The organism is Aquirufa sp., assembly GCF_044377215.1.
GTDB lineage: Bacteria > Bacteroidota > Bacteroidia > Cytophagales > Spirosomataceae > Aquirufa.
On sequence record NZ_JBILJM010000002.1, the window covers coordinates 69,662 to 94,976 of the forward strand.

Here is a 25,315-nt window from a genome sequence, read left to right on the forward strand (position 1 = left end):
AATAGAAACTACTTTATGCGCTTATGTGCAGCCGCTTTATGACTAGAAACGGCTCGGTGTTCTTCTAATCCCACAATAGTGACCGTTCCTCCCTCGCGCTCATAATCGTTTTTGAAATGCTCTAAATTTTCCATCACGGAGTGATCAACTAATTGCGTTTTAGATAAATCAATGGTCACTTGGAAAGCAGGTGGAATGGCTTCTAACTTACGCTTAATGCCCAGGAAATTTGTAAATACAGCCGCATCTGAAATCTCAACCAAGTAGGCATCACCTGTAAAGGAAACCTCCGTAGGTGCTTTGAATATGGAACCTAAAGGCTTTCCATTCAAAAGATTAACTAAAACTTCAGTTAAAATACCAGCTACAATTCCAACCAGTAAATCCACAGTTAGGGTGACTATAATGGTTACCATAAAGATTAATAACTGCTCTTTGCCTTTTTCAAACGTGCGCATGAACTCTTTGGGATGCGCTAATTTAATCCCAACGGTAATCAACATGGCAGCTAAAGCCGCATTAGGGATCAATTCGATCAAATCAGATGCCATGAGTACACAAATCAGAATGAAAAATCCATGAAAGAAATTAGCCCATCTTGTTTTGGCGCCATTCGTTATGTTTGCCGAGGAGCGTGCTACCTCTGAGATCATCGGTAATCCGCCTAAAAATGCGACTAGCGTGTTCCCGATTCCAATAGCGATTAGGTCTTTATTTGCATTGGATTTGCGATGAAATGGATCCAACATATCCATGGCTTTTACGGTCAATAAAGATTCTAAAGATCCAATGAGCGCAAACATAAGCACAAATTTGATAAAGGTTGCCGTTTGTGAAACTCCCTCAAAACTTACATTAAACTTGATGCTTTCGAGTAAATTGCCAACTTGAACAAGCGCATATCTTGGTGCGGTTGCCTGAAAATCTAAAAGTAGTTCTGCTGGAATGGCGATCGCTAAAACGACCAACGGAGCAGGAATTTTCTTGATGATTTGGTGTTTAATTAATGGCCAACCCATCATGATAACTAAGCTTATTAAACCAATCAGTGTTGCTTTGGGATCCCAGTTCAAGATAAACTCAGGTATGGAAACAAATAACGCGATGGGGTTTTTCCCTTGGCTTAATGCTGGATTAACATCCAATAAAACGGGAATTTGCTTTCCAATGATGATTAATCCAATGGATGCCAACATGCCATGTATAGCAGCTAAGGGAAAGAAATCCATCAGTTTTCCAAGCTTAAATACCCCAAAAAGGATTTGAACCATACCTGCAATCACCATAGCACCTAAAGCTAAGTGCCATCCCATTTCTCCCCCGCCAAATTCATTTACCGCACCCGCAACAATAACAATTAATCCTGCCGCTGGGCCTTTGATCGTTAATCGTGAACCTGCAAAAAAACTGACAACCATTCCGCCAATGATTGCAGTGATTAATCCCATAATGGGTGGAAACTCTGACGCCTTAGCAATTCCCAGACTTAAGGGTAAGGCCAATAAAAATACGATGAATCCCGAACTTGCATCCTGAATGAAATTTTCTTTTAAGCCCGCAAAACCATCCTTAGGATCTAAATTATGATTTTTCATGGGCAGAGAAATATGAATAAAGCAATTTTGTTTTGCTGAGTTTCGTACTGAATTTGGAATTACAAAAATACCGTATCCATGTAGATATAAGCTAAGCCATGCTATATAAAACTTTGTCTAACCTATCATAAGGAATTTTAATTAGTTGATTTACCTCATCCTCATAAACAAACATGGCCAAACCGGTTAGGTTTGGCCATGTTTAACTTGTAATTCCAAAAGACTATTTCAATGAAGCCAAGTATTCAACCACATCTCGAATCTCACGCTTACTTAATATGGATCCCATCGCTGGCATAGATGAAGGGTAATTTTCACGTGATTTGATGCGGCTCACGGCAATTCGTAACGGCTCCGCCTCGCTTGTCTTCAACTGAATTTCTTGGTCCGTTTCTGAAATCACTGATCCACTAACTTCTTGGCCATCTGTTAATTTCAAGGAAATCGTTCCATAACCTGGAGCAATCCGAGCACTTGGCTCAATTAATGCTTGCAATAATTGTTCGCGCGTCAACTTACTAGCTATCCCCTTTAACGACGGACCTACATTTCCACCTTCACCACCAGCAATGTGACACCGCACACATTGTGCCGTTTGGTTGCGATTGAAAATAAAATTACCCGCCTGAATGTTTCCACCAAATAAGGCCTCTTTGAACTCATCTGTTAACGTCCCTTTGGTTTTCAATGCATCTAATTGAGCGACCAATTTTTCCTCTTTTGTCGCTTCCACCGCTTCCATTAAGTCTAATTTAATTCCAGCAGGTAATTTACCCTGCAACATGCGCGCAATTAAATCTTGCAATATCTCCGATGTATTCGCGGGATCCATTTTGGCCATACTCTGCAATACTTGTTGCTGTTCAATGACAGTTCCTTTTTCAAAAATTGGTTGCACCACAACAGGCAATTGCGCTTTTGAAATCGCTATTTTATCCAAAGATCCCATCGCTAAACTGCGCACAGAACGATCTGAATCTTCCATTCCCTTTTGAATAAGCAAAGGCAAATTCGTATCCTTTAATCTGATCAAGGACGTCAATTGCCCACCCCGAACTTTCGCAGTTGGATGATTTATAAACAACTGAGTCTGTTCCGCTGATACATCTTTAATTCCTAATTCGGCTACTAATTGGCCCGTTGCATTCAATACCTCTGTATTCTTACTGCGAATGAATGTAGGAATGATAGGCTGAATCTTAGTAACTACATCTTGTGCATTGCGATCCAATTTACCACGATGCCGACCATCCACGCGGTCTAATACCGATGGGTCTCCCCAGGTACCCAAGGTCGCAATCGCTTCCGCACGCATCGCATCCGGAATGTTAGTGCGCTGTACATAAGCAACTAACAAATCAATTTCTTTTGCTGTTCCCACACGCAAGCAGGCATTAATTGCCCGACGAATAATTACTTCTGAAGTAATGGAAGAATTACTTAATGTCGCTGCCAAAGCAGGCAAAGCCGCACGAATAGACAAATCATCATGAATCGCTCGTGCCGCTTCCGCCACAATATACATATCCGAATCCGTTAAGAAACGAGCTACTTCTGGACTAGCTAAACGTCTTAACACCAAAACCGCCGCAATGCGTAATGAACGATTCGAAGATGTAGCCAAAGCCGCCATCGGCTCCACTTGTCCAATCCGACTTAACGCTAACACCGCCGCATGACGGATATACACATCGACATCCTTATTCTGCTCAATCAATTTCAATAAACCCGGAATAGCCGTAGAAGCCTCCGTACGTCCCAATGCCTGAGCTGCAAAGAATTGAACGCGCGGTGAAACGGATCCCAATGCCGCAATAAGCTCTTTTTCGGCACCTTTATAACGCACATCCCCAATTACCTTCAATACCTGCGCTTGAATTTCTACATCCGAATCTGATAAATAAGGCACTAAATTAGCCGCTGTAGCATTGTTTTTGGCTGCCAATTGACCAATCCCCCAAATGCCATGCACACGCGCTAATTGGTTTTCTTTTTGCTCAATCGCCTTCCATAATTCAGCTGCTTGCCCACGAGCCACCAACTCAAATTGTGCCTTTTGGCGAACACGCATATCTTCATAAGCCAATAAACTTGCTAATTGAGCTACGCCGGCTTTTGAATAATCCATCTGAATATGGGCTTTTGTCGTTGCACGCTCCGCTTCTAAATCATTCGACTTTTGGTCCACATCTATCTTCCAAACACGGCCATAATTTTTAATATCCCAGCCCGTTACCCAATCCGCAACGTATAATGCGCCCTCTGGACCAAAACGAATACCCGTAGGCAAAATCCCACTGACAACATCCACCTCGGATTTGAAATCAAACGAAGCGCCCTTTGGCTTTAAATCAAACGACCAAATGTGTGAGTTATTCACGTTGCCCACAAATTCAACTAAGAAGAATTTGTTTAACCACTTTTTTCCTAATGCAGTACCTGGATTGTAAATCATCCCCGTAGGTCCATTGTGGAAATTCCGAATCGGTGGAATAATGTAGGCTGCTTGCCCTTCCCAACGTGGAATATATAATTTCTCATCCATCCACACTTTGTACAAATTGTTCTTTGGATCCGTGTACTTTCCATATTGCCAGTTGGAGCGCCAACCAATATCCGCCCCCTCAACAATATGCACTAAACGCTCGCTTTCACCTGGATGGTCACCATCATTGTCCGAACTAATAATATTGCCATAGTGATCAAATACAAATTCATGTGTATTTCGAATACCCGAAGCAACAATTTCAAAATCCGTACCGTCTGCATTAGAGCGAACTAAAACACCTGAATTTGGATTAGCCAAATTTCGACCGTCTACCGTCGTTATATTAGCGCCAATGTCACCAATTTGCCAATAGATTTTTCCATCAGGACCCTCAATCACACTAGACATCCCATGTCCTCCAAAACCAATATGTACCGCAAAGCCTGTTGCAATGGATTTGGCATTGGTCCAAAGGCCCTTCTTATGTGTATTGTCTAAGCGCCATAAATCAGGCCCAACGGCCACAAATGCATCATTTTTACGTACGAGTAGGCCACCCGCGACATCCGTAACTTCTTCGTTGAATTGGTTTAAAATGCGCGTTCCCTGATCTGCATAGCCGTCTCCATTTTTATCCTCCAACTTCCAGATTTCTTCTTTTTCAATAGTTAAGTCATGCCAATCATGTATGCCGTCTCCATTTAAATCAGGAAGCCATGCATTCTTCTCACTGTTCTCTGGGGCAAATGTCCGTCGCAAAAAGGCCCTACGATCTTCTACCGTTTGAAAGCCAATCGACTCAGTCATCCAATCACGATGCCCACGAATGTCAAATTCAGAAACCTTACCACGATTTGCGCTATTTAGGTAAACAGCTCCTTGATCGTCAATGTCAATAGCTACAGGATCGGGTGCTAAACTATCCGATGCCCAGCGCGTAATGGTCATTCCAGACGTCAACTTGATAGGCAATTTTTCCTTGGCGGCTTGTGCACGCTCGGCAATTTGATCTTGGTCTTCTAAAATGACTTGATAGGTTTGTTTCTCTAACGCGCTTGTACAACCCCAAACGGCAAAAGCCAGTAAACTACCTGCGATAATTTTCGTTTTTTTCATAGCGTTAATTAATTTTCTTCATCCATCATGCTGCGTCGCTGTTTAGCGGCTTGCTTCGTGGTTTTAAATCGGTAATTAAAAGTTAGATTCACTTGGGTCAGTCGGCCTTGAAATCTACCTTTCGTGTAGAATCCTTCACCCATTGTTTCATTCCGATTAATTCGCGAACTAAATAAGTCCAACACGTTTAAACTTAAGGTTCCGTTTCCTTTCATTATGTCTCTAGAAGCAGAAAGGTCCATCCAAGCAATTTCTCCTCGTGTTCCTTGTGGAGTTTGTTGGGGAGCCTCGTAATTTGCCCGTATTTGAACGTCTACCCCTGAATTTAATTTTATGCGTGATGTATGTCGAACAAACCAAGAATATGTATCGCTTTGATAAGCTGCATTCACGTTTGTCGCATCTGTAATCGCCCTAAATGCATTTAAACTAATATCTGCCTTATAGGCTTTGGCTAAATTCAATGAACTCGTAACTTCAAGCCCCATAGATTGTTGGTTCGCAAAATTCTCTGGTAAAGTCCGCGAAAATCCATTCGCATCCACTGAACGGATCCGATCAATTTTACCCGTTGTATTTCGATAATAGATTGAAGAACTAATACTGCCCTGATCAAAATATTTTAAGTGGCCCAAATCATAGGAATCCGTAAACTCAGGATTTAAATTGGGGTTACCCGAAAAGAAGTTTCGATTATCCGATAAGGTAACGAAAGGACTAAGGTCGTTGTACGTAGGTCTACGGACCCTACGTGAATATCCTAGTTGCAAGGAATTGTCTTTGGAGATCAAATAATTTACATGGGCACTTGGAAATAGATTCGCATACTGACGCGGATTCTTTTCTTTGGTCTGCAGTAATTCTGTTTGAATATCTGTGTTCTCCCCACGAATACCGACTTGATACGAGAATTGGTTTACTTTATTTCCATATATCGCATAAGCTGCCGTGATGTTTTCTTGATACACAAATATGTTTTCTAAGCCAGGTATCGTTGTAAATTCTCCCGAAGCTTGTTGTTCTGTAACGATGTAATCATTCGTCATATCCCGAAAACTAGTTCGTAAACCGGTTTCAATTTTTCCATCTTTGCCCACTGGATTAGTATAATCTACCTGAAGAATCCACTGACGTTCATATTCATCATTTAACGCCCTTTGAACCAAACCATTTTCCGGGAATGCTGAACCATCCCCCTTCTTACTTACCTGCGTATATGTTTGGTCTGAACGCTCCCAATAGTCCAAGTAACGTAAGTCGGCAGAAAACTCCTTACCCTTCTTCGCAAAGCTCTTTTTAAATGTCAAAGCATATTCTGCATTTGGCTCAGCTTCCAATTCAACTTGTTGGCGATCCGTAATACTAAATAAATTCAACTTACTCAATTTATAATCTCGGTAATTGAAATCTGAAATACGTTTCACATCTGTCCGCCGGAAAATATATGAACCCGTTAAGATCGTTTTATCGTTAAAAAAGTAATCCGCTCCACCGCGAATGTTATTCACCATTCCACGAACGTTATTCTTAGAGGTTTGTTCCAAATAGTTTGTTTGGCCATTGGTATACACTTCCTGATAAATATTCCCTCTTCCTGGTGTACGGCGGTAAAATAGTCCATAGTTCAAAAAGAAGTTTAATTTATTTTTTCGGTAGTTGACAATCGCCGTTGCACCAAAATTCTCTGGATAACCCGTTGTCGTCTCAATCGCCCCATTAAATCCTTGGTTCTGATTTTTCTTTAGGACAATGTTAATAATACCTGCCATACCCTCTGCTTCATAGCGCGCAGATGGATTTGTGATGACTTCTACTTTGTCGATTAGATTACCTTGTAAGGAGCTTAGGCCGGAGGAACCGTTGATGCCCACGAGCGTAGACGGTTTCCCATCAATCAATATGCGCACATTATCGCTACCACGTAAACTAATCCCACCTTCTCCACTGACTTGAATCGAGGGTAGATTACCTAAAATTTCGGCGGCGGTCGCACCTTTGTTGGCAATATCAGTGCCTACATTAAAGATGCGGCGGTCTAATCCCATCTCCATGGATGCTTTTTGGCCTTTAACAGTAACTTCTTCGAGGGTTTTAGAACTGGGCTTTATGTCAATGTTACCCAAGTTGGTGGTTTTATCAATGGATACATTTTCTATTTTTTTTGTTTCAAAACCAATGCTCTCCACGAGAACATCATAAATTCCAACTGGAGTATCAAAAGAAAATAGCCCTTTCTCGTCGGTGATTCCACCCGAAATGACTTGCGTTGTTTTTGATTTTTGAATACGAATACTTGAAAAAGGAACAGGTGCTTGGGAAGCAGCGTCGATTACATGTCCAGAAATTTTATACCGATTTTGTGCAGGGGAAATAAATGGTAAGACCAGTAAAAACAGGTATAGGAATTTTTTCAAGGTTGATAGGTTTAAACGTAAATACAAACATAAGTAGACAAGTCGAATTAATTTGCACGAATCTGTAGGTTTATGTTGGAGAATTTCAAGCTTTTGTCGAATTTTCAATAATCTAATTTCAATCAACTACTCGATGAGCAAATACGTACTTAGTTTCCTTTTACTTTCCCACCTTCTTTTTAGTCAATCTGCTGCTGATTTGGCCCGTTGGAAAACCCAAGCATCTCATGTCGAAATAGTGCGTGATACCTATGGTGTGCCCCATATTTATGGTAAATCAGATGCAGATGCGGTATTTGGTTTACTGTATGCGCAATGTGAAGATGATTTTTCACGTGTCGAAATGAATTACATTGAGAAGTTGGGGCGCATGTCAGAAGTTAAAGGCGAGTCACAAGTAGCGAATGACTTGTATATACGTCTGATTATCGATGCGGAGGAGGCGAAAGCGGATTATGCCAAAAGCCCAGCTTGGTTGAAGACCTTGTTGCAAGCCTATGCTGATGGGATCAATTACTATTTATATAAAAATCCGAAGGTGAAGCCTGCCTTATTGACTCATTTTGAGCCTTGGTTCCCTTTATTGTGGACGGATGGATCAATTGGGGCCATATCCACTGGCGATGTGCAAGCTGAGGAGGCCGCTAAATTCTATCAAATTCGTTCTTCAGTAGCATTTACCCAGGTTAAAGCACATGGACCCGATGAGAAATTGACGGGTTCGAATGGGTTTGCGGTTGGCCCAACTCTTTCAAAAAGTGGTCATTCACTCCTATACATTAATCCGCACGTAACGTTTTATTTCCGGCCAGAAGTACATATGAATAGTGAAGCGGGAATGAACGTTTATGGAGCCGTTACGTGGGGACAGTTTTTTATCTATCAAGGATTTAACCCTTATGGTGGCTGGATGCATACATCAAGTGAAGTAGATGTAGCTGATTTATATTCAGAGACAACACGTACAAATGGTACCGGATATCAATATCAAGTAGATGGTCGCTGGTTGGACATCAAGGAAAAACAAATCTCCTTACGCGTGAAAGGTGAATCTAATCCACGTACCGTAAAGGCTTTTTATACGCATCGAGGTGCGGTCATGGCTTCGCGGGATGGCCGCTGGATTTCAGTTCGTTCTTTTAATCGGTCGTTAAAAAGTTTGGAGCAGAGCTGGTTGCGTACGAAAACCAAGGGATTGGCAGATTATACGAAAGTGATGGAGATGCGTGCAAATACCTCGAATAATACGGTTTATGCGGATAATCAAGGAAACATTGCGTATTGGCATGGTAATTATGTGCCTAAGCGGGACGCGTTAAAAGATTGGAGTTTAGTGCAAGATGGGAGTACTTCCATGAATGATTGGAAAGGATTACATGAACTAAAGGAAATTGTGCAGGTGGTGAATCCGGAAACGGCTTGGATCCAAAATTGCAATTCGACCCCATTTACGGTCTCGGGTACCTCGAGTCCGAAGCGAGCTGATTACCCCGTTTACATGGCGCCCGATGGAGAAAATTTTCGAGATAAAAATGCTGTGCGTTTGTTTAGTCGGGCACAGCGTATGGATTTGAATGGCTTGATTGCCTTGGGATATGACCGAAATTTAGCGGCATTTGAGGTGTTACTCCCGGCATTAATTCGTGATTTCGATGCGCGACCTGTGGAGGCCTTGCGGCCATTGGTGGATAGTTTACGGCATTGGGATTACCATGTTAGTAATTTATCTGTCGCACAGACCCTTGCGGTTCGTTGGGGTTTAAAGATACTACCGAAGATTCCGAAGCCTTTGACTTTTGGTGGTCAATCGGATCCGGTTCAAAACTTTATGAATTATGCGGCTAGTCATCCGGCTACGGAAACTGTGGAGGCTTTGCAAGCGGTATATGCTGATTTGATGCGAGACTTTGGACGTTGGAATGTAAGCTGGGGTGATATGAATCGTTTCCAGCGTTTGTCCAATACCGCCATTTTTGATGATGCAAAACCAAGTATTCCAATACCGTTTACGTCTTCGGCATGGGGTCAGCTTCCTTCCTATACAAGTAGACCTTTTCAAGGGTCAAAAAAATGGTATGGAGTGAATGGAAATAGCTTTGTCTGTGCGGTAGAATTTGGGTCTAAAGTAAAGGCATATTCGTTGTTGGCCGGCGGCCAACAAGGCGATCCGACGTCACCTCACTTTTTTGATCAGTCGCAAGATTATGCGGATGGGAAGTTTAAGGAGGTTTTATTTTACAAAGCGGATGTGTTGAAGCATGTGGAAAAACGATATAAGTTAAATTGACGTTGACCTATCCCCTTTAATTGTTTAAATTGAGTCTTAAATTTTCCACGATGTCTGGCACTGTTTTTTCCAATCCCAAGCAATTTGAAGCGATCTTTCACGAAGCGGCGATTGGAATATTGGTAACTAACTCGGAATTTAATGTAATCCTATCCAATGAATTTGCTCAAAATTTGTTTGGCTATGCGGGTTCTGAGTTAATGGGTCAAAATATTTCCATCTTAATTCCCAATCACCTAAAAGGTCGGCACGAAGGACATTTGGAAAAATTAAATCATCAGCCTATTTCGCGTCCCATGGGTGCTGGATTAGACCTAAAAGCCAAACGAAAAGACGAATCCCTCTTTCCTATTGAAATATCTTTAAGTCATTTTAAAGAAAAAGAACAGATGTATTACATCGCCTTTGTCAGTGATGTCACATTGAAACGTAAAGTAGAAATGGAGCTGATTTTGAAAAATCAAGAGATCAATCAGCTTAACGAATCGCTTGAAGAAGAAGTTAAAGCACGTACGCAAGCCTTGCAAAATACGCTGGGTCAATTAGAAAAACAGACGCATGAATTGGAAAATGCGCTACAAAAAGAAATTGAATTAGGAGATCTGAAAACGCGTTTCGTGTCCATGGCATCCCACGAGTTTAGAACGCCACTAACATCCATTTTGTCTTCCGCAGCACTTATTGAGAAATACACGGAAGCAGGCCAACAGCCTAAGCGTGAACAACATATTCAACGTATAAAATCTTCTGTTTCTCATTTAACTGAAATTTTGGAAGAATTCCTGTCTGTAGGCAAACTAGAAGCTGGAAAAGTGGAAGTGCGTCCAGAAGATTTTAGCGTCTCTGAATTTTATGACGACCTTGTCTCCGCTTTAGCGGGCATGAAGAAGCCTGGTCAAGACATTGAATTAACTATTTCTGACCCAGCTGCACGCTTTAGCACTGACACATCTATGTTGCGTAAAATTCTATTAAATGGCCTCTCCAATGCCATTAAATTTTCGCAAAAAAATGTCTTTCTACGCGTGCAAATGCTAACAAATTCCATGGAGATCACCATCCAAGATCAAGGAATTGGAATTTCTGAACAAGACCAAAAGCATCTATTCGAACGTTTTTTCCGTGGGGGGAATGCCAATATCATTCCAGGAACAGGTCTAGGCCTACATATCATGGATCGCTATGTGCGCTTAATTCAAGGCCAATTAACCTTAACAAGTGAAATAGACGAGGGAACAACCATTACCTACATATTACCTAATTTATCCTAGTTATGACCACTAAAATATTAATTATTGAAGACAATCAAGATATTCGTGAAAACACCGCAGAACTGCTTGAGCTTTCCGGATATGCCGTTGATACCGCCTCAGACGGCATCGAAGGAGTTCGCATGGCCAAAATTGGTAAACCGAACTTGGTTATCTGTGACATTATGATGCCCCATTTAGATGGGTTTGGTGTGTTGCAAGTTTTTGCGAACCAACCGGAATTAGCGACGATTCCGTTTATCTTTTTAACGGCAAAGACGGATCATGCCGACATGCGTAAGGGTATGGAAATGGGGGCTGATGATTATTTGACTAAGCCTTTTCAAGAAGTGGAGTTGTTGCGTGCGATTGAATCACGACTGAAAAAACAACAAACAAATTTTGCTGCGACGGATTCACGTGATGATTTGGTGGTGGCCCAACAAGCCATCGATTTTTTAGACTTTGAGAAGTTTCCAAATGATAAAAAACAACAACAACTTGCTAAAAAACAATTAGTTTATAATGAAGGCGACATGCCCACTCGCCTATTTTATTTGGTCAAAGGTAAAGTAAAAACCTATCATACAAATCGAGATGGCAAATATTTCATTACATCATTTGTCAAACCAGGTGAGTTTTTCGGCTTTGTAGACCTTTTGGAAAATCAAGCCTTTCGCGAATCAGCTGAAACGCTTGAAGATGCTACGGTTCTAAGTATTTATGCCAAAGACTTCATGGAGAAAATGAAGGAAAATATCCACGTGGAAATCTATTTCCGTAAGGCATTGACAAATTACCTCTTGAAAAATGAGTCTATTTTATTCTCAATGGCTTATCAATCACTACGTAAGCGGGTGGCTCAAGCCTTAGTGGAACTAGTTAAAACCTACGGAAATAACCAAGAAGGTCCCGTTGTCATGAAGTTATCACGTGAAGATTTAGCTTCCCGCGTAGGAACGGCTACTGAGTCCGTTATTCGTACACTGAGTGATTTCAAGAAAGAAGGTTTGATCGAAGTGAAAGGTGCTGAATTAACGATTTTGCATGCAGATAAATTGGCCAACCTCAAATATTAAGGTTTCAGTGATTCCGAAAAGGGATGGCAAATGATCGGTGCGATTTTGGCATGACGCAAATAAGCTGAATGCGCAAGTCCCATTCCGTACGCTCCACGAAATAATAATGCGATGACAACAACCCAGCCAAGCCACTTGAGCCATGGTGTGGAAGCTCCCAACCATTTAATTCCCCAGAGTGAAAAACGCAAAGCTGGTAGTGTGGCTAACCCAAAAGCCAACATGCTTAATGCGCCTAACCAAGGGTTTGGCTGGATCAATGCAATACTTAGACCACCTAATACAAGCCCGCAAGGCAATAATCCATTGCTCATGCCTAAGAAAAAATATCCGATTGGTCCTAGTTTTGCACCGATGTGATGTAAATATTTCCCCACATATTGATGGAGAAATTGAATGGCATTGTCCCCTATTTTATGCGTTAGAATTAACGCAAGTAGTATACCTGCAACAACATAATACGCCTGCCACCAGGATGGAAATAACCAGATGGATCCCAAACCAGCCACTGAGAATCCCAATATGCCATACATGAAAATCCTGCCCAAACCATATAAATACATGCGGGATGAAGTAGATCCTTTAGCATGAATTTGTTGCAATATGGGCCCGCACATGATGGCGCAATGCCAGCTGCCCGCTAATCCAATTAAGAAAGCATAATACCAGGTACCCATGTTTAGTTGATCAGTAAACGTGCTTCTTTTAAGTAGTCATGCCCGTTGACGCTCCATGAAACCGAATATTTCCAGGGTCCTTTTGTAAGGAACTCGCTTGGAATTGTCCAAGCCTCACCGTCTTTTGACGTCCATACCAGACTTTTGTCTTGTTGCGCATTCGACGGCCGGAAGAATTGTATTCGTGCCGACTCAATTCCCATGGGTAGTCGCACAAGCATTAGTTTGTGCTTAGCAAAAAATTGAACGTGTAGCGTATCGGATGTGGGGACTTTTTGATTTTTCAAGTCCAATTTTTTTTGAAACTTTTGACCATCTTCATAGTAATTATCGCCTACTAATTCAATGACCTGATGCGTCATTTTGATATAGAAATAGGCCATAAATGCACCAAATAGCACAAATGTCAGTATAATTCCATGCCCCCAGTGGAAGCCTTTTTTGCTTGATTTATTCATCTGGTTGTATAAAACTAGTTTTCAAATTTTCTTCATTTCCTTCATCGCTTATAATCTTCACAAGAACTTTTTTACCGGGTTTCCATGCTCCAGTACGTGCTTGTATAAAAAATTCCCCTTTGGCCATTTGGCCTTGTTGAATCTGTTGAATCGGTTTTCCCACCCAAACGAGTTTTAGTGGCGCATCCACCGAAACTTGGAATCCCTGTGCTTTCATTGATTTATTTAAGATGCCTAGTTGATATAAATTTCCCACCATGTGCGTCTTTTCGTCGTATTGATACGTCACTCCGGGTGTCCGCAGCAACGTGGATTCCCAGTCACGTCGTGTGATAAGCATGATAGCTAAAATACCTATGATTAACATTAATGCCGAGGTATATGCGGCTATCCGTCTGGTGAATTTTAGTTTGGTGCCCGAATATATACCGTTCAAGGAATCATATCGGATTAAGCCTTTGGGTTTATGCACTTTGTCCATGACTTCATCGCAAGCATCGATACAAGAAGTGCAACCGATACATTCTAGTTGGTTGCTACCATTTCGAATATCGATTCCCGTAGGACAAACGCGCACGCACCAGTGACAATCAATGCAATCCCCTTTTTCTTCCGTCATGGTTGCCTTCCCTCTAGGCTCACCACGTTTGTGGTCATATTGAACCAGTATCGAATTATTATCTAATAAAACTCCCTGTAACCGCCCATAAGGACAAACGACGATACAAACCATTTCCCGGAATCGAGCGAAGACGAAATAAAATACCCCGGTGAAAATCAACATGGCAGCTAAGCCTTTCATATGATCGTTTGGATTTTCATTGATCATTTTTAGCCATTCCTGTTTTCCAATAATGTACATCAAAAAGGTATTCGAGATGACAAAAGCTAGTATGAAAAACAGCATGTGTTTACTGCTCTTTTTCAGGATTTTTTCATTTGTCCAAGGGCTTTCGTTTAACCGTCGTTGTGCCTTATCATCCCCTTCAATCCAGTATTCAATTTTACGAAAAAGCATTTCCATAAATATCGTTTGTGGACAGGCCCAGCCGCACCAAATGCGACCAAACAATACAGTAAATAGACTTATGAAAATCAGGAAGGATACGAGCCCTAAGGCCACTAAATGGAAATCTTGCGGGAAAAATGGAACAGTCCAAAATATGAATTTACGTTCCAGAATGTTGAATAAGAAGATGGGCTGGCCATTGACCTCTATCCAAGGTAATCCAACTAACAAGGTTAATAGCAGGTATGAAAAATATGTCCTTAATTTATACAATTGACCAATAATCCGTCCAGGATAAATCCACAGTCGCTTCCCATCTTTGGCCTGATTATATAGATGATTTCGAAAATCATCATTATTTAAATTGATTTGAGACATAAAAAATAAGGTCCGATTGCCTCGGACCTTAGGGATTAATTAAAATGAGGAGGTTCTTCCCTGACGGTGCTTTTGTGAAGCATTTTATACATAGGGCAAATTCGAACAAAACCAGTTGTCGCGATAATGGCTGAAACCACATAAGCGGCAATAGTTAAGTTTTGAGGAATTATTTTAGCATAAGCTAAAATGATCAATACGACTGCCAAAGCAATACGTACAATACGGTCCATTTTACCAACATTCTTTCTCATAAGTGTATGTGTTTAAGGTTATTTAAGTTCTTCACCTTGTGGTTCCTTAGCTCCGGGAGGATTGGTGCCTTGCAAGGTTAATACATAAGATGAGACCTGTTGGATTTGGATTGGATTTAACGATTTTTCCCAGGCAATCATGCCTTTTTCCGGTATACCATGTGTAATGGTTCTATAGAGGTCTTTTATTCCACCCCCATGTATCCAGAATTTGTCTGTTAAATTAGGTCCTACGCCCCCCTGGCCCTTATCTCCGTGACAAGCTACGCAATTTGTCGAATAAATAGTTGAACCCGATGTTAAATCTTTCGCGTCCGTGGCAAGGGTAACATTATCTTCATTGATGGAATTAGCAAACTGTTTCATGTAGGCTTCCCGCGCTTTTTCTGCTACTGCTACTTCGGTTTTGTATTCACCCGCTTGTAAATTTTCGGTTGCATAGACGTGGTAATACGCCCCATAGAAAATACCAAAAATGATTGTTAAATAGAATAAGTACATAAACCATGGTGGTGTAGGATTATCCAATTCCTCAATCCCATCATAGGTATGTTCCATCATCAAATTCCGTTCTTCTTCAAGTGGTTTCAGTCCCGTGAATTTTTGCCACCAGGTTAACGTATCTTCGGCTTCCTGAGGCAACTGAACAAGTTTTTTTAAGGCTGCATTTAACTGAAGGGTCACGATTAAGATTACAACTCCTGTTAAGAAGATTAAACTAACCAACCAAATTTCGATAAAAGAGAATGTCATATGCTATCGTGTTTTTACTTCTTTTCAAATGGTAATTGTTTCATCTCGTCGATGTGCTTATGATCCATCAGGAACATGTACAAGCCCACCACCGAAAAAAAGACCATGAACGTAATTAATGAGAAGATCATGTAAGAGTCTGCTCCGGGAATATTTGATATAAATTGCTTGAACATGTTCTTATTTTTTAGAGATATCCGTTCCTAACCGTTGGAGATATGCAATCATGGCTATAATCTCCTTATCTGCCGAAACCTTTATTTTTTCCTCCGCCAAACGCGCTTGAATCGCTTTTGATTGTGTATTCAAATCGGTGACAGCATTTGCAATCTCCGCATTGGTATAAGGAACCCCCAATTTCTTCATGGCATTCAATTTAGCTTGCGTTTGAGATGTACTCAATGTTTGTTCATACAACCAATCGTATGCCGGCATAATTGACCCTGGAGACATTGATTGCGGATCACGCATGTGATGATAATGCCATGAATCTGGATATTTTCCTCCTTCACGATGCAAATCTGGTCCTGTTCGTTTTGATCCCCACAAGAACGGATGGTCATACACAAATTCCCCTGATTTGGAGAATTCGCCATAGCGTTCTGTTTCGCTCCGGAAAGGACGGACTAATTGCGAATGGCATCCCACGCAACCTTCACGGATATATATATCTCGTCCTTCCAATTCTAGTGAAGAATATGGTTTCACCGCCTCAATAGTAGGTACATTCGATTTGACCATGAACGTCGGAACCAATTCGACGAGTGATCCTATTAAAATCATGATTAAGGAGCCAACCAACAATTGGATTGGTTTGCGTTCAATCCACCTGTGCCAATGTTCCCCTTTTTCAGGCTCTTCAGTTACCGCTAAGGGTACGGCTTCAGCAGGCTCATTAGCTAATAACGTGCCTTTTTGCATTGTTTTGAATAAGTTGTAGGCCATCAATATGGCCCCCGTCAAATAGAGCGTCCCACCAATTGCCCGCATTAAGTGCATCGGCAATAATTGCAAAGTCGTATCTAGGAAGTTGCCATACTGCAAAGTCCCCTCTGCCGTAAATTGCTTCCACATCATACCTTGGGTAAATCCAGAGATATACATGGGTATTGCATATAGCGCAATCCCAATCGTCCCAATCCAGAAGTGAGATTTGAGTAATTTTTCTGAATATAACGTAGTTTGAAAGATGCGCGGAAACATCCAGTACAAAATCGCAAAGGTTAAGAATCCATTCCAGCCTAAAGCACCTACGTGAACGTGCGCAACAATCCAGTCGGTAAAGTGAGCTATGGCATTGATGTTTTTCAAACTTAACATAGGCCCTTCAAATGTGGCCATACCATAACAAGTAATGCCAACCACCATGAATTTCAAAATCGTATTTTCACGAACCTGATCCCATGCTCCCCGCAAGGTTAATAAACCGTTAATCATTCCACCCCAAGATGGAGCAATCAACATGATCGAAAATACAACACCCAGTGATTGTGCCCAATCCGGTAAACTGGAGTATAATAAATGGTGAGGGCCTGCCCAAATGTAAATGAAAATTAAAGCCCAAAAGTGTAGGATGGATAATCGGTATGAGTATACTGGACGATTTGCCATCTTGGGCAGGAAGTAATACATCAAGCCCAAAAATGGCGTCGTTAAGAAAAATGCGACCGCATTATGTCCGTACCACCACTGAACTAGGGCATCTTGAACGCCGGCATACACATAATATGATTTGAAAAGTGAAATAGGCAATTGCATGGAGTTAGTCAAGTGCAATACCGCCACGGTAATAAACGTTGCGATGTAAAACCAAATCGCTACATATAAATGACGTTCTCGTCTTTTAAATATCGTACCAAACATATTTACACCAAACGCGACCCAAACCAAGGTAATGGCAATGTCGATTGGCCATTCTAATTCTGCATATTCATGCGAGGTGGTAATCCCTAAAGGTAATGTGATGGCCGCAGCAACAATGATGGTTTGCCAGCCCCAAAAGTGGAAACTAGATAAGATATCACTAAACATGCGCGCCTTTAAGAGGCGTTGTAACGAGTAATAAACGCCTGCAAATATGGCATTCCCCACAAAGGCAAAAATAACTGCGTTCGTGTGAAGTGGCCGTAAACGACCATAAGAACCGTATTGGGTAAAGTTTACAACGGGGTCAACGAGTTGGGATGCAATAATGACGCCCACTAACATGCCGATTACACCCCACAAAATTGTTGCTAATGCAAAGTTTCTAACAATCGTATTGTCATAAGCGAAATGCTCTATCGTGGTAGATTTTGTATTCATAAAGGTTTATTTATTTTTTCTTCTGTTAATATGCGCATCGCTGGCGTAATCAAGTCTTCTTGTTGGCCATTCTTAATCGACCACACAAACGCTATTAAAAAGCCCACAGCCATCAGTAAACTCAATGCGATCATTACGTACATGATTTCCATAGGTATGGGTGTTTATTTATTCCAAAATTCAAATTTATCACTCGGCAAAAACATGACTTACGTCAATTTTGGTATTTCATTTTATGACTTTAGTGTATATCCTTTCCAACTCATGCCCAGATTCGCAATGAGTAACATACTAATTGAATTTACAGGCATTAAAATCGCGGCGATTAAGGGTGATAAATCCCCTTGAACGGCGTAGCTTAATCCAATGGCATTATACACTAAGGACAAAAGAAAACTAAGTTTGATCAATTTTAGGCCAAATTTGGAGAAGGCTAATAATGTAGGTAATTGAGCCAATTGCTCTCCTTTTAAAATGGCATCACTCGCTGGCGTAAAATGTAAATGATCATCAGAAATCGCAATTCCAACATGTGATTGTCGCAAAGCCCCCGCATCATTTAAGCCATCCCCGATCATTGCCACGCGCTTTCCTTGATCTTGCAACGATTGAATAAACTTCATTTTATCCATTGGGCTACATTCAAATTGATAGGTACTCGGATCCGGAAACCAATCCAAAATGCTTCCTGCATGGGCCTGTTTATCTCCTGAAAGTAAATACACCTTGTATTTAGCTTGCAACTGATGAATCATCACCTCAATTCCAGCTCGGTAAACCCAGGGAAATTCAATAAATCCTACAGAGATACCTCCAATTTGAATATACAATTGCGATTCGGATCGGATGTAGTCGTTGTCTTTGGGTACTTGGTGTCCGGTGAATTTGGCATTGCCTAGACGATATTCGATTCCTTCTATAATGGCTTCAAGCCCTTTGCCCATTTTTTCAGCAAATTTTTCTAAGTGTACAATAGGCTGATTTTTAGGCAGATAGCGTACGAATTGACGCGACATGGGATGTGTGGATTGTAAGGCCAACGAATAAAGTGCACTCCATTCTGATGAGCTTAATTCTCGGGTTAATTTTGCGATCGGATTTTGGGTACTCGGTAACGTTAATGTGCCCGTTTTGTCCAATACAATCGTATCTACCTGAGCCATGCGCTCAAAGGCTTGGATGTCCTTGATGAAGAAATTACTTTTTGCAAGCCAACGAATCCCGTGGCCTAGCGCAAATGGATATGAGATTGCCAAAGCACATGGGCAGGCAATAACTAAAATGCTGACGACGGAATTGGACCAACGGCTTGGGTCGGTAAAATGCCAGTAACTGCCTACGAGGATGGCTAGACTAATGAGGCCCACTGTGAAATATCCGCCAACTTGATTCGCAAAATTTTCCCAATTTTCTGTTTTATGTAATGGGTCTTTAAAGGCCTGTTGCTCCCATAATTGGGTCAAATGACTCTGTTTAAGTTCTTTTTTGATTTCAATTTCGATACGCTCGCCGGTATGTCGGCCGCCCGCATACATCGAATTCCCTTCATTAAGTTTGAGTAATTCACTTTCACCCGTCACAAAACTGTAATCCATTTGACTTGATCCAGTAATCAACACCGCATCTGCTGGAATGATTTCTTGGTTTCGGATGATCAAATGATCACCTATTTTGATTTCATTGAGCGGATAATTCACTTCAATGCCTTCTTCCAATTTGCTTATTACTAAAGGGAAATAAGCTTTGTAATTACGCTCAAACGATAGGAAATCGAAGGATTTTTGTTGGAACCACTTCCCTATCAACAAAAAGAAAATTAGTCCCGATACGGAATCTATGTAGCCAGCTCCTGTATGAGAAAATACTTCGTAAACGCTGCGGCCATAGCCAACGAGGATGCCGAGTAAAATGGGTAGTTCAATTGTCATTTTGCCCAGCTTGATGTGAGCCCATACATTTTTGAAATATTCCGAACCGGAATAAAATACCGCAATGCTACCTAAAGCGATATTTAAATAACCAAATAGCTGTTTAAGCGAGCCATCTTCGATACCTAAATATTCAGGGAAACTAAACAACATGGCGTTACCTGCGCAAAAGCCAGCAATCCCCAGTTTGATAAATAACTGAGTTTGATGATTCGCTCGTTTTCGTTTTTCTTCTGGAACCTCATCAGACGAGATTAAAGGTTCATAGCCCAAACTAGCAAGCAAAGTAGCTAATTGGCCCAAATTAATCTGATCCTCCTGAAACCAAACTGTCAGATCTTTTTTGCCAAAATTCAAGGTCGTTTTGACGATTCCCGGATTTAACTTTGACAGGTTTTCTAATAGATATAAACACGATCGACAGTGAATAGCTGGTAAATGAAAATTGACTTTCGAAACTCCTTGACTTGAAAAACTGATGAGTTGATCTTGAAAATGGGGATTATTTAAAAATTCAAAATTTTGTTCGGAAGGCGCTTTTCCTGGATTTACATCACAGACATAATAATCTTCCAGGGAGTTATCAGTGAGTAGTTGGTATACCTGTTTACATCCATGGCAACAGAAGGCTTTTTCTTCGAAATGGGCAATTTCATCCAAACAGGATTTATGGCAATGGAAACAGGTCGTTTCTGTTAGGTTGGTTAATTGATCTGCTTCACTTGCGTGCATGTCACTAAATTTTAGACAAAAATGAATCCTTTTTCTGCTTCAATTTGTGATATATCGCACCATGAAAACTGATGATTGTCATAAATCAGTTTCTAGAATGCGTCTACTTTTGTTCGGCAATGAAAATAACGAAGGATCTTCTAATTGAGACGGAACGAAAAATACTTGGTAGCGGTATTTTGATCAATTATTTACCAGCGGAGTTTTTGTTTAGACAAGGCCAAAAAGCTGAGTTTGTGTTTTACTTAAATCGGGGTTCCATGGAAATGCAATGGCCCGAGAAAGATAAGAAGATACAGATTGGCCAGCGAAATGTTTTCATTGGGTTAGACGAGGCTTTTAGCCAAGGACGTTATGTCTGTACAGCTATGACGACTGAATTGTCGGAGTTTTTGGTATTTGAACGAGCTTACTTTATGGAGTTAATTAATGAATTCGAATACGCGATTCCTTACTTAGAATCAATGCAAGAGGCATTTATTCGGAATTTAAGCCCCAAAGAAATTAGCTATTTTACCTAGCCAACTAATATTAATAGAGTGGTAAGTTATGGGTGTAAGCTCCTGCTGGATTTTATCTGGCAGGACTTTTTACGTTAATGGACTATCTTTTTCTTTTTTTAAGGTGTTGTAAACGATACGGTCTAGCCAGCCGTTCATCCATTTATTTAAGAATACCGTTAGCTTACCTTGGAAAGTTAACACCAATGTTTTTTTTCTGGCTTCATAGGCCTTTCGGATTTCATTTGCTACTTCTTCTGCCGACATCATTTTGCCTTCTTCACGCATGGAGTTTCCGGCAATTGAACCATCGCCAACTAAAGATGCGCTTCGGATGTTGGATGCCGTAAATCCGGGGCAGGCAGTTAATACGTGTACACCCGTGTCTAATAATTCAGTTCGTAAGGCTTCTAGAAAGCCATTCATAGCAAATTTTGAGGCTGAATATCCGGTTCTTACCGGTAAACCACGGTATCCCGCAATGGATGAAATTCCGATGATTCCACCCTTGGTTTGTTTTAAATAAGGTAAAGCTGCGTGGCATGCATACACAGTACCCCAAAAATTAATGTCCATCACTTGTTTTAAGACGTTCAGGTTGACCGTTTCAAACATCGACCGCATCGATATACCTGCGTTATTGATCAGCAAATCGATCTGTCCGTAGGTTTCTATTGTCTTATTAATCATGGCCTTGGTCTGCTCATCAGAGCTGCTATCGCAAATGATTGCCGTTACATCAATCTTAGCTTTGATTAATTCTTCTGCTGCGATTTGCAAATTCTCTTTATTTCTACCTGTGATAACGATTTTGGCTCCCTGGTTTCCAAATTCAAAAGCCAATGCTTTTCCAATTCCTGATGAAGCGCCTGTGATGATGACAACCTTATTTTTCATACCTAATTATTTCCATGCGAAGTTAAGGTTTTATCTGGAATTGGTTGGCTTGACCATTTAAAGCCTTATTTTTGCACATATTTACAAATAGATGAGTAAGAAGAAGGAAAAGAAAGTGCCGGTGGTGTTGGAGCAAATAGCCATTTTAGATTTTGCAGCTGAGGCTAAATGCATTGCCAAAGTGAACGATGAAGTCATTTTTGTTCAGGGCCCGGTAGCTCCTGGTGACATTGCGGATCTCCGCATTTTAAAATCAAAAAAGAGTTTCAAGCAAGCGCAAGCCATTCATATTCAGCCTTTATCCGAACATCGGACGGAGGTTGCTTGCGCACATTTTGGTATTTGTGGAGGTTGTAAATGGCAGCACGTTTCCTATGCTTCTCAAATTGCTTTTAAAGAACGTCAAGTGCGCGATAATTTAACACGTATTGCTAAGGTTAAATTGCCTGAATTTCAGCCTATTTTAGGTAGTTCGGAGGAATATTATTACCGAAATAAGTTAGAGTTTACGTTTTCTTCGGCTCGGTGGTTGACCGAAGATGAAATCGGGAAAGAAGATTTGGGATCAATGAATGCCTTAGGTTTTCACGTTCCAGGTCGTTTTGATAAAATTTTACCGGTGGATCATTGTTATTTACAACCTGATCCATCTAATGCCATTAGGAATGGTGTGCGTGATTTTGCTCAAGCCAATGGAATTTCTTTCTATGAGTTGAAGATGCAAAAGGAAGGTGCATTACGAAACCTGATTATTCGAAATACGCTGACGGACGAACTGATGGTGACGGTGCAATTTGCTTATGCATCTGAAGATGAAATTCATTTAGTGATGAACTATTTGAAGTTGGCATTCCCCGTGATCACGTCATTAAATTATGTCATCAATCAAAAAGGAAATGACACTTTCCATGATTTAGACGTAGTTTGTTTCCATGGAAAACCATTTATGGTAGAAGTAATGGAGGATTTGAAATTTCAAATCGGTCCTAAGTCTTTCTTCCAAACAAATGCCAAACAAGCGCTTCATTTATACCAATTGGTCCGCGAGTATGCATGCTTAACGGGTAATGAAGTTGTTTATGATTTATACACGGGAACTGGAACGATTGGCTTATTTCTTGCCAAACACGCCGCTAAGATTGTGGGCCTCGAATATGTCGACATGGCCGTAGAAGACGCGAAAATCAATGCAACTTTGAATGGAATTACCAATGCCACCTTCTTTGCGGGTGACATGAAGAAGGTACTGACGCGTGAATTTATTGCGATTCATGGGAATCCAGATGTCATCATCACAGATCCACCGCGTGCGGGAATGGATTTAGATGTGGTGAATCAGATTTTAGAGGTACAGCCTCACACGATTGTTTACGTAAGTTGTAATCCGGCTACGCAAGCACGTGATTTGGCATTATTAGACGTTGCCTATACAGTCGACGTTGTTCACCCGGTGGATATGTTTCCTCAGACGCATCATGTGGAAAATATTGTGAGGTTAAAGCTAAGAAATAAGAGGTAAGAAGTGAGAGGTAACAACTACTCTTACCTCTCACCTCTCACCTCTCACCTCTCACCTCTAAAAAGGGCTATTTAACGGATCAAAATCTTCTTCTGGTGGCAAGTTCATTTTACTTCCCTTGAACACTGAATCAGAATTTCCTTGTTCGAATGTTGATGTCTGATCACCAAGAGCACTTAATTTAAAGTTTTCTCCGCCATCACCGCCGCCAAAAGGTTGGAAGTCTAAATCACAATATTTGGTGAATTTACCAATGAATTTTAACCAAACACTGTCAAGTGAACCGGAACGGTTTTTGGCCATAATGATCTCTCCCATGCCAGCTAGTGAATTTCCTTGATCATCTGCAGTGATGCCGTAATATTCGGGACGATAAATAAACATTACCTGATCTGCATCTTGCTCGATGGCTCCAGATTCACGAAGGTCGGATAGTTGAGGTTTTTTATTTCCACCACGTGTTTCCGTGGAACGATTTAATTGCGATAATGCAATAACTGGTACGTCGAGTTCTTTGGCTAATTGCTTCAATGCACGTGAAATCTGTGCAATTTCTTGTTCCCGGTTTCCGCTAGCTCCTTTGCCGGAAGAATCGCCGGTCATCAACTGCAAGTAATCGATGACAATTAATTGAATGTCTTTTTGGGCTTTTAAACGTCTACATTTTGCACGCAATTCCAAAATAGATAAGGCGGGTGTATCGTCAACGTATATTGGGGCTTCAAAAAGTCCTTTGATCTTCGTGTGAAGCTGTTGCCATTCATGCGGTTCTAATTTTCCACGACGAATTTTATCGGCCTCAATTTCTGCTTCCGCGGAAATAATACGATTAACTAATTGAACCGCACTCATTTCAAGAGAGAAAAGTGCCACTGCCTGGCCATGGTCGACAGCTGCGTTCCGACAAGCCGAAACGACAAAGGCTGTTTTTCCCATACCTGGACGTGCGGCAATGATAATTAATTCTTGTTTTTGCCAGCCAGAGGTTAAACGATCCAAATCTGTAAATCCGGATGGAACCCCAGTTAAACCACTTTTCTGTAATTGTTTCTTTTCTAATTCTTCAACAGCCTTTTTCAAGATATCCGACATACTTTCGTAATTCTTACGAATGTTTGATTCTGCAATCGTGAAAAGTTCCTGTTCCATCTTATCTAAAATATGAAACACATCCGTTGTGTCCTCATAAGATAGTCGTTGGATTTCTGAAGAGATTTGAATTAACTGACGCTTAATATACTGCTCAATGATAATACGCGCATGAAACTCCACATTAGACGTGGAACTAACACGAGATGTTAATTGGGCCAAATAACTCGTTCCTCCGGCCTTTTCTAAATCCCCTGTACTTTTTAAATGGTTGTTGACCGTTAATAAATCAACCGGCTGTGACGCTGTAAATAGGGCTTGAATCGCCCCAAAAATCTTTTGATTGGAATCTTTATAAAAAGTTTCTGGTTTTAATAATTCAATAACATTGGCTAAAGGTTCTTTTTCCAACATCAATGCACCCAATAATGCTTCCTCCAGGTCAATAGCTTGGGGAGGTAATTTCCCTAATCCCAAGTCGCTTAAGCGCTGCGGAGCATTTGAACGAACATTGCCAGAGCCTTGTCGTCCTTTATTGAAAATTTGTGCGGGGGTATTCGAATCCATAGACTACAATTTTACAAATTT

Annotated in this window: 19 protein-coding genes; 5 read left to right on the plus strand and 14 right to left on the minus strand. The window is 41.0% G+C overall.

Annotated elements, in window-relative coordinates:
* Nucleotides 1–8 precede the first annotated feature (8 nt).
* The 3 genes from ACIQ6T_RS01480 to ACIQ6T_RS01490 form a co-directional block, all read right to left on the minus strand.
* Nucleotides 9–1,595 carry a SulP family inorganic anion transporter gene (locus ACIQ6T_RS01480; protein WP_395783493.1) on the minus strand — a complete coding sequence of 529 codons (1,587 nt, stop codon included), beginning with the start codon at nt 1,593–1,595 and terminating at the stop codon, nt 9–11.
* 223 nt (nt 1,596–1,818) lie between these two features.
* Nucleotides 1,819–5,199, minus strand: a complete 3,381-nt coding sequence (locus ACIQ6T_RS01485) for a HEAT repeat domain-containing protein (RefSeq protein ID WP_395783495.1) — start codon at nt 5,197–5,199, stop codon at nt 1,819–1,821.
* 8 nt (nt 5,200–5,207) lie between these two features.
* The gene (locus ACIQ6T_RS01490) at nt 5,208–7,613 is read right to left on the minus strand and encodes a TonB-dependent receptor domain-containing protein (protein WP_395783497.1); all 2,406 of its coding nucleotides are present in this window, start codon (nt 7,611–7,613) and stop codon (nt 5,208–5,210) included.
* A 133-nt stretch (nt 7,614–7,746) separates the two neighbouring features.
* Here ACIQ6T_RS01490 and ACIQ6T_RS01495 point away from each other — a divergent pair, with 133 nt between their 5' ends.
* The 3 genes from ACIQ6T_RS01495 to ACIQ6T_RS01505 are packed head-to-tail and all read left to right on the plus strand — an operon-like array spanning nt 7,747 to nt 12,229.
* The gene (locus ACIQ6T_RS01495; RefSeq protein WP_395783499.1) at nt 7,747–9,900 is read left to right on the plus strand and encodes a penicillin acylase family protein; all 2,154 of its coding nucleotides are present in this window, start codon (nt 7,747–7,749) and stop codon (nt 9,898–9,900) included.
* 50 nt (nt 9,901–9,950) lie between these two features.
* Nucleotides 9,951–11,171: an ATP-binding protein gene (locus tag ACIQ6T_RS01500; protein ID WP_395783501.1), complete on the plus strand. Its 1,221-nt coding sequence runs from the start codon at nt 9,951–9,953 to the stop codon at nt 11,169–11,171.
* A gap of 2 nt (nt 11,172–11,173) precedes the next feature.
* Nucleotides 11,174–12,229 carry a response regulator gene (locus tag ACIQ6T_RS01505; RefSeq protein ID WP_395783503.1) on the plus strand — a complete coding sequence of 352 codons (1,056 nt, stop codon included), beginning with the start codon at nt 11,174–11,176 and terminating at the stop codon, nt 12,227–12,229.
* Here ACIQ6T_RS01505 and ACIQ6T_RS01510 read toward each other — a convergent pair.
* From ACIQ6T_RS01510 to ACIQ6T_RS01550, 9 genes are all read right to left on the minus strand, one after another.
* Nucleotides 12,226–12,906, minus strand: a complete 681-nt coding sequence (locus tag ACIQ6T_RS01510) for a sulfite exporter TauE/SafE family protein (RefSeq protein WP_395783505.1) — start codon at nt 12,904–12,906, stop codon at nt 12,226–12,228. The genes ACIQ6T_RS01505 and ACIQ6T_RS01510 overlap by 4 nt on opposite strands.
* A 2-nt stretch (nt 12,907–12,908) precedes the next feature.
* Entirely contained in the window at nt 12,909–13,364 is a 456-nt protein-coding gene (locus ACIQ6T_RS01515; protein WP_395783507.1) for a FixH family protein, read from the minus strand.
* Complete coding sequence (gene ccoG, locus ACIQ6T_RS01520; RefSeq protein WP_395783509.1) at nt 13,357–14,751, minus strand: cytochrome c oxidase accessory protein CcoG; 1,395 nt, start codon at nt 14,749–14,751, stop codon at nt 13,357–13,359. The genes ACIQ6T_RS01515 and ccoG overlap by 8 nt, the downstream gene beginning before the upstream one ends.
* A 35-nt stretch (nt 14,752–14,786) precedes the next feature.
* Nucleotides 14,787–15,005 carry a DUF2892 domain-containing protein gene (locus ACIQ6T_RS01525; protein ID WP_395783511.1) on the minus strand — a complete coding sequence of 73 codons (219 nt, stop codon included), beginning with the start codon at nt 15,003–15,005 and terminating at the stop codon, nt 14,787–14,789.
* Between the two features lie 18 nt (nt 15,006–15,023).
* The gene (locus tag ACIQ6T_RS01530) at nt 15,024–15,758 is read right to left on the minus strand and encodes a cbb3-type cytochrome c oxidase N-terminal domain-containing protein (protein WP_395783513.1); all 735 of its coding nucleotides are present in this window, start codon (nt 15,756–15,758) and stop codon (nt 15,024–15,026) included.
* Nucleotides 15,759–15,772: 14 nt separating this feature from the next.
* The gene (locus ACIQ6T_RS01535; protein ID WP_395783515.1) at nt 15,773–15,934 is read right to left on the minus strand and encodes a hypothetical protein; all 162 of its coding nucleotides are present in this window, start codon (nt 15,932–15,934) and stop codon (nt 15,773–15,775) included.
* Between the two features lie 4 nt (nt 15,935–15,938).
* The gene (gene ccoN / locus ACIQ6T_RS01540) at nt 15,939–18,062 is read right to left on the minus strand and encodes a cytochrome-c oxidase, cbb3-type subunit I (protein WP_395783517.1); all 2,124 of its coding nucleotides are present in this window, start codon (nt 18,060–18,062) and stop codon (nt 15,939–15,941) included.
* Entirely contained in the window at nt 18,059–18,214 is a 156-nt protein-coding gene (ccoS, locus tag ACIQ6T_RS01545) for a cbb3-type cytochrome oxidase assembly protein CcoS (RefSeq protein WP_395783519.1), read from the minus strand. Before ccoS ends, ccoN begins: the two co-directional genes overlap by 4 nt.
* 81 nt (nt 18,215–18,295) lie before the next feature.
* The gene (locus tag ACIQ6T_RS01550; protein WP_395783521.1) at nt 18,296–20,722 is read right to left on the minus strand and encodes a heavy metal translocating P-type ATPase; all 2,427 of its coding nucleotides are present in this window, start codon (nt 20,720–20,722) and stop codon (nt 18,296–18,298) included.
* A gap of 119 nt (nt 20,723–20,841) precedes the next feature.
* Here ACIQ6T_RS01550 and ACIQ6T_RS01555 point away from each other — a divergent pair, with 119 nt between their 5' ends.
* Nucleotides 20,842–21,243, plus strand: coding sequence for a cyclic nucleotide-binding domain-containing protein (locus ACIQ6T_RS01555; protein WP_395783523.1), 402 nt, complete (start codon nt 20,842–20,844; stop codon nt 21,241–21,243).
* Between the two features lie 69 nt (nt 21,244–21,312).
* Here the strand turns inward: ACIQ6T_RS01555 and ACIQ6T_RS01560 are convergent, their stop codons facing one another.
* On the minus strand, nt 21,313–22,119 hold the full coding sequence (locus ACIQ6T_RS01560) for an SDR family oxidoreductase (RefSeq protein WP_395783525.1): 807 nt from the start codon (nt 22,117–22,119) through the stop codon (nt 21,313–21,315).
* A 91-nt stretch (nt 22,120–22,210) separates the two neighbouring features.
* Between ACIQ6T_RS01560 and rlmD the strand changes: the two genes are divergently transcribed.
* On the plus strand, nt 22,211–23,638 hold the full coding sequence (gene rlmD, locus ACIQ6T_RS01565; protein WP_395783527.1) for a 23S rRNA (uracil(1939)-C(5))-methyltransferase RlmD: 1,428 nt from the start codon (nt 22,211–22,213) through the stop codon (nt 23,636–23,638).
* A gap of 57 nt (nt 23,639–23,695) precedes the next feature.
* Here the strand turns inward: rlmD and dnaB are convergent, their stop codons facing one another.
* Entirely contained in the window at nt 23,696–25,294 is a 1,599-nt protein-coding gene (dnaB, locus tag ACIQ6T_RS01570) for a replicative DNA helicase (protein WP_395783529.1), read from the minus strand.
* Nucleotides 25,295–25,315 lie beyond the last annotated feature (21 nt).

Bases quoted from the DNA above. Each gene is read 5' to 3' on its own strand.
- ACIQ6T_RS01480 (WP_395783493.1), bottom strand. From the start codon at position 1,595: ATGAAAAATCATAATTTAGATCCTAAGGATGGTTTTGCGGGCTTAAAA.
- ACIQ6T_RS01485 (WP_395783495.1), bottom strand. From the start codon at position 5,199: ATGAAAAAAACGAAAATTATCGCAGGTAGTTTACTGGCTTTTGCCGTT.
- ACIQ6T_RS01495 (WP_395783499.1), top strand. From the start codon at position 7,747: ATGAGCAAATACGTACTTAGTTTCCTTTTACTTTCCCACCTTCTTTTT.
- ACIQ6T_RS01500 (WP_395783501.1), top strand. From the start codon at position 9,951: ATGTCTGGCACTGTTTTTTCCAATCCCAAGCAATTTGAAGCGATCTTT.
- ACIQ6T_RS01505 (WP_395783503.1), top strand. From the start codon at position 11,174: ATGACCACTAAAATATTAATTATTGAAGACAATCAAGATATTCGTGAA.
- ACIQ6T_RS01510 (WP_395783505.1), bottom strand. From the start codon at position 12,906: ATGGGTACCTGGTATTATGCTTTCTTAATTGGATTAGCGGGCAGCTGG.
- ACIQ6T_RS01515 (WP_395783507.1), bottom strand. From the start codon at position 13,364: ATGAATAAATCAAGCAAAAAAGGCTTCCACTGGGGGCATGGAATTATA.
- ccoG (WP_395783509.1), bottom strand. From the start codon at position 14,751: ATGTCTCAAATCAATTTAAATAATGATGATTTTCGAAATCATCTATAT.
- ACIQ6T_RS01525 (WP_395783511.1), bottom strand. From the start codon at position 15,005: ATGAGAAAGAATGTTGGTAAAATGGACCGTATTGTACGTATTGCTTTG.
- ACIQ6T_RS01530 (WP_395783513.1), bottom strand. From the start codon at position 15,758: ATGACATTCTCTTTTATCGAAATTTGGTTGGTTAGTTTAATCTTCTTA.
- ACIQ6T_RS01535 (WP_395783515.1), bottom strand. From the start codon at position 15,934: ATGTTCAAGCAATTTATATCAAATATTCCCGGAGCAGACTCTTACATG.
- ccoN (WP_395783517.1), bottom strand. From the start codon at position 18,062: ATGAATACAAAATCTACCACGATAGAGCATTTCGCTTATGACAATACG.
- ccoS (WP_395783519.1), bottom strand. From the start codon at position 18,214: ATGGAAATCATGTACGTAATGATCGCATTGAGTTTACTGATGGCTGTG.
- ACIQ6T_RS01550 (WP_395783521.1), bottom strand. From the start codon at position 20,722: ATGCACGCAAGTGAAGCAGATCAATTAACCAACCTAACAGAAACGACC.
- ACIQ6T_RS01555 (WP_395783523.1), top strand. From the start codon at position 20,842: ATGAAAATAACGAAGGATCTTCTAATTGAGACGGAACGAAAAATACTT.
- ACIQ6T_RS01560 (WP_395783525.1), bottom strand. From the start codon at position 22,119: ATGAAAAATAAGGTTGTCATCATCACAGGCGCTTCATCAGGAATTGGA.
- rlmD (WP_395783527.1), top strand. From the start codon at position 22,211: ATGAGTAAGAAGAAGGAAAAGAAAGTGCCGGTGGTGTTGGAGCAAATA.
- dnaB (WP_395783529.1), bottom strand. From the start codon at position 25,294: ATGGATTCGAATACCCCCGCACAAATTTTCAATAAAGGACGACAAGGC.